Raw genomic sequence first — 4010 nt, 5'->3', positions numbered from 1 at the left:
ACTACAAGGGCCTTGAAATAGATAAGAGGGATGGCTTTAGGGAAATAAATTTCGGACTTTTCGATGGACTTAACTACGAGGAAATAAAGGAGAAATATCCAAAAGAAACCGAAGAAATGATGGTTTTAAGCAAGGACTACAAGTTCCCCCAGGGTGAAAGCCTAGATGAGATGTACCAGAGAAATGCTAAAGAACTTGAAATGGTAATCGAGGAAAATAAGGGCAATGATAAGAATATATTGATTTGCTCTCATATGGGGACTATAAGAAATATTCTATCTCATCTTTTGACGAAAAATGGAGATATTCACTGGAATTTCAGGTTGCAAAATGCAAGTGTTACAGTGATTGATATGTCCAGTGGCTTTCCAATAATTGAATTGATGGGCTTTATACCATATAGCCAGGACCTAGTAAGAGACCCTTATAGGTCATAAATCTAAATAGGAAAGTCATGGCTATGTAAGTTTTAGGAGAAGAGATAGACTCTAATGTCTTTGCAAAAATAACAGACGGCTAGTGGTCTAATGATTTATTAAGAATGAATAAGAGAAGCAAGGACTAATAAAATGATTAGAAAATTTTAAAAATATAGTATTGATCAAGCTTAAATGAGCATATATGAAGGGGGGTCAGGTGATTTGAATAATATAATGTTTCAGGGGACTGCATCTAATGTAGGCAAGAGCATAATATCAGCGGGTATTTGTAGGGTCTTGTGGCAGGATGGATACAGGGTTGGACCCTTTAAATCACAAAATATGTCCCTAAATTCATATATAGACAAGTATGGAGGAGAAATGGGTAGGGCCCAGGTTTTTCAGGCTGAAGCCTGTAATCTACTTCCCAGGGCCTACATGAATCCAATCCTCCTTAAGCCATCTGGCAACCATATGTCACAGCTCATAATGAAGGGTGAATTTATAAAGAACATTTCTTCTAGTGATTACCAGGACCTAAAGCCAGACCTAGTTGGCTGGTTGGACCAGGTTTACCAGAGATACCAAAGAGACTTTGATATAGTAGTCCTAGAAGGGGCAGGAAGTCCGGTGGAAATTAATATAAATAAGCTGGATATATCCAATATGGAGATGGCCAGGATAGCTGATTCACCAGTAGTCTTAGTTGCTGACATAGATAGGGGAGGTGTTTTTGCCTCAATAGTAGGAACCTTGAGTCTTATGTCGGATGAGGAACGTTCCAGGGTCAAGGGTGTAATCATCAATAAATTTAGGGGAAGGAAGGACTACTTTTCTGAGGGCGTAAGGCTTTTAGAGGACATAATCAAAATACCGGTTCTAGGGGTAGTTCCCTATCAAAAGCTAGGTATAGATGAAGAGGATGGGGTCAGTGAAAAGACCTATAAGGAAGCCAAGCAGGTCTACAGGAAGGACAAGCTAAATGTGGTAGTTCTCAAGCTAGACCATATGTCTAACTATACAGACTTCAATGTATTTGAACATATAGAGGGGCTGGAGCTTTCTTATATAAGTCCAGACCAGGACCTAGAGGCCTTTGATGGCCAGAAGGGTCAAGTTGGACCAGATTTATTGATTATACCTGGATCAAAGAATACCCTGGGTGATATGGAAAGACTAAACAAGTCACCTATGAGAGACCAGATATTGGCCTATTCTAAAAGGGGAGGCTTGATAGTTGGCCTATGTGGTGGCTACCAGATGCTGGGACAGACTATTAGGGATGACCGTGGTCTAGATGGTAGTCGGGGTAAGGTTGACGGTCTAGGTCTATTAGAGGTCGATACTGTATTTGGCAGTGATAAAATTACTGGTCAGGTGAGGTGGAACTTTGGACATGAAGAGGGATATTTCTTTGGACTAGAGAATAGTCAGATAGAGGGCTATGAAACCCACCTGGGCAGGACATATCCTGGACCGGATGATAACTACAAAATTAAGGACGGTCATATAATGGGTACCTATTGTCATGGTCTATTTGATTCGGCCGGTTTTTTATCAGGTCTACTCAATAATATAGCCAAGGCGAGGGGGCTAGCTAGGACCTTTGAGGTCAAAGATTATAGGGCTATCAAAAATGAAGAATACAACAAGCTAGCTGACTTAATTAGGGAAAATGTAGATATGGAAAAGGTCTACAATATAATTTTTTCTAGAGATATTTAGCTAGGTGAAAATATAGATTAGAGATTTATGAAAATATTATGGTGTTAACGGGGACACAGATTGAAGGTAGGTATGAAGAAGATTATAATTGCAGGAACAGGAAGTGGTGTGGGCAAGACGACTATCAGTATTGGCATAATGAAGGCCCTGGTAGATAGGGGCAAGTCAGTCCAAGCCTTTAAGGTAGGGCCGGACTATATAGACCCAAGCTTCCATGAATATGTGACGGGTAGGTCATCTAGAAATTTGGATTCTTACATGCTTGACGATGAACAGGTCAAGTATGTCTATAGACAGGCATCCAAGAGGGCTGATATTTCCATAATAGAGGGGGTTATGGGCCTATATGATGGACTTGGAACAGATATAAATAAGCATTCGACATCCAAGATGGCAAAGACCCTAAAGGCTCCTGTTATACTGATAGTGGATGCCAAGGCTATGGGATCATCAGTTGCAGCCATGGTCTTGGGCTATAAGCAACTAGATAAGGATGTTGAAATAGTGGGGATAATAGCAAATAATGTAAGGACTAAGAGGCATTTTGATATTGTTAAAACGTCAATCGAAAAGTACTGTGCCCTTGAAGTTTTGGGATATATTCCACCACTTGAAGATATCAGACTAGAGTCAAGGCAGCTGGGACTTGTGCCTAGTGGGGAAACGGAAGATATAGAAAGAAAAATAGACATTCTAGGCAAGTTGCTTGAAGACTATGTCGATATTGATAGGATTATAGAGCTATCTGAAAGTGAGGCAGTGACATCTAACTTTGAACTGAGCATGTTTATAGAGGATCCTGATGTTCAGGACCTGGCCAGGGGAAAAAAGATGGCTGTTGCCTATGACGAGGCCTTTAACTTCTATTATGATAGCAACCTGGAGTTACTTGAGGATATAGGTGTGGAGTTGGAATTTTTCTCGCCTATAGAGGATGAAACCCTGCCTGAGGCTGACCTTATTTATATAGGTGGAGGTTTCCCAGAGGTTTTTGCAGCCCAACTAGAAGCCAATAAATCTATGAGGGAGAGTATATACAAGGCCTATGAGGCCAACAAGCCAATCTATGCAGAGTGCGGAGGCCTTATGTATCTTGGAGAATATATGATAGACTTAGAAGGTAATAAGTACCAAATGGTCGGGGCAATAAAGGGCTACAGTCAGATGGAAAAAAGGTTAAAGAGGGTTGGCTACTGTCAGGCAACTGCTAAGGAGGACAACCTAATAGCCTACAAGGGACAGCAGATATGTGGTCATGAATTCCACTATTCTAGCTTCTATTCAGACCTTGAGGCTGCCTTTGATATAGAGAAGATAGTAAATGACCAGGTAATAGATAGGTGGGAAGGTGGCTATTTCACAAGGAATACCCTAGCCAGCTATCTACATATCCACTTCTACAATAATTTGAGTATGGTATGCTATCTTTTGAGTAGGGCCTAGCTATGGGTGAAATACTAATAAATATCTGGGTGGAGAGCTTTCTGATAGTATTTATACTAGCATTTTGCCTAGACCTAATAGTAGGTGACCCCTACTGGTTTCCCCATCCAGTCATATTTATAGGCAGGCTAGTAGCCTACCTAGAAAGGGTGGCTAGGAGTCTAGTATCAAGGCTTATAAATAGGACTTCATGTAAGGATAGACCCAAACCAATAGGTGAGGCCAAGGCCTTGAAGGTGTCAGGACTTGCCATATGGCTAATAACTGTGGTGCTTAGCTATTTGATTGCCTATGCTTGGTCCCATATCTTTGATTTCAATACCTACCTGGATATGGGCATGACTATATTGGCAATGTGTACCTGTCTTTCTACAAGGTGCCTGGCAACTGAGTCAAAAAAGGTATATAGGGCCCTGGATAAGG

General features: G+C 41.0%; 4 protein-coding genes. All 4 read left to right on the top strand.

Annotated features, from left to right (window positions below; translation table 11 throughout):
* A partial coding sequence (locus tag ACW6OJ_RS07565) for a histidine phosphatase family protein (protein WP_456096212.1) occupies positions 1 to 437 on the top strand: 437 nt, incomplete at its 5' end.
* Between the two features lie 204 nt (positions 438 to 641).
* Positions 642 to 2144 (top strand): cobyric acid synthase, encoded by a 1503-nt coding sequence (locus ACW6OJ_RS07560; RefSeq protein WP_456096211.1) that lies wholly within the window; start codon positions 642 to 644, stop codon positions 2142 to 2144.
* 72 nt (positions 2145 to 2216) lie between these two features.
* A complete protein-coding gene (locus tag ACW6OJ_RS07555; protein ID WP_456096210.1) occupies positions 2217 to 3587 on the top strand; it encodes a cobyrinate a,c-diamide synthase in 1371 nt (456 codons plus the stop codon).
* A 2-nt stretch (positions 3588 to 3589) separates the two neighbouring features.
* Positions 3590 to 4010, top strand: a 421-nt coding sequence (locus ACW6OJ_RS07550; protein WP_456096209.1) for a cobalamin biosynthesis protein, incomplete at its 3' end; no start/stop codon positions are given.

It is taken from the genome of Peptostreptococcus sp., assembly GCF_977045075.1.
This window is presented reverse-complemented; position numbering and strand designations above follow the sequence as displayed.

Bases quoted from the DNA above. Each gene is read 5' to 3' on its own strand.
- ACW6OJ_RS07555 (WP_456096210.1), top strand. From the start codon at position 2,217: ATGAAGAAGATTATAATTGCAGGAACAGGAAGTGGTGTGGGCAAGACG.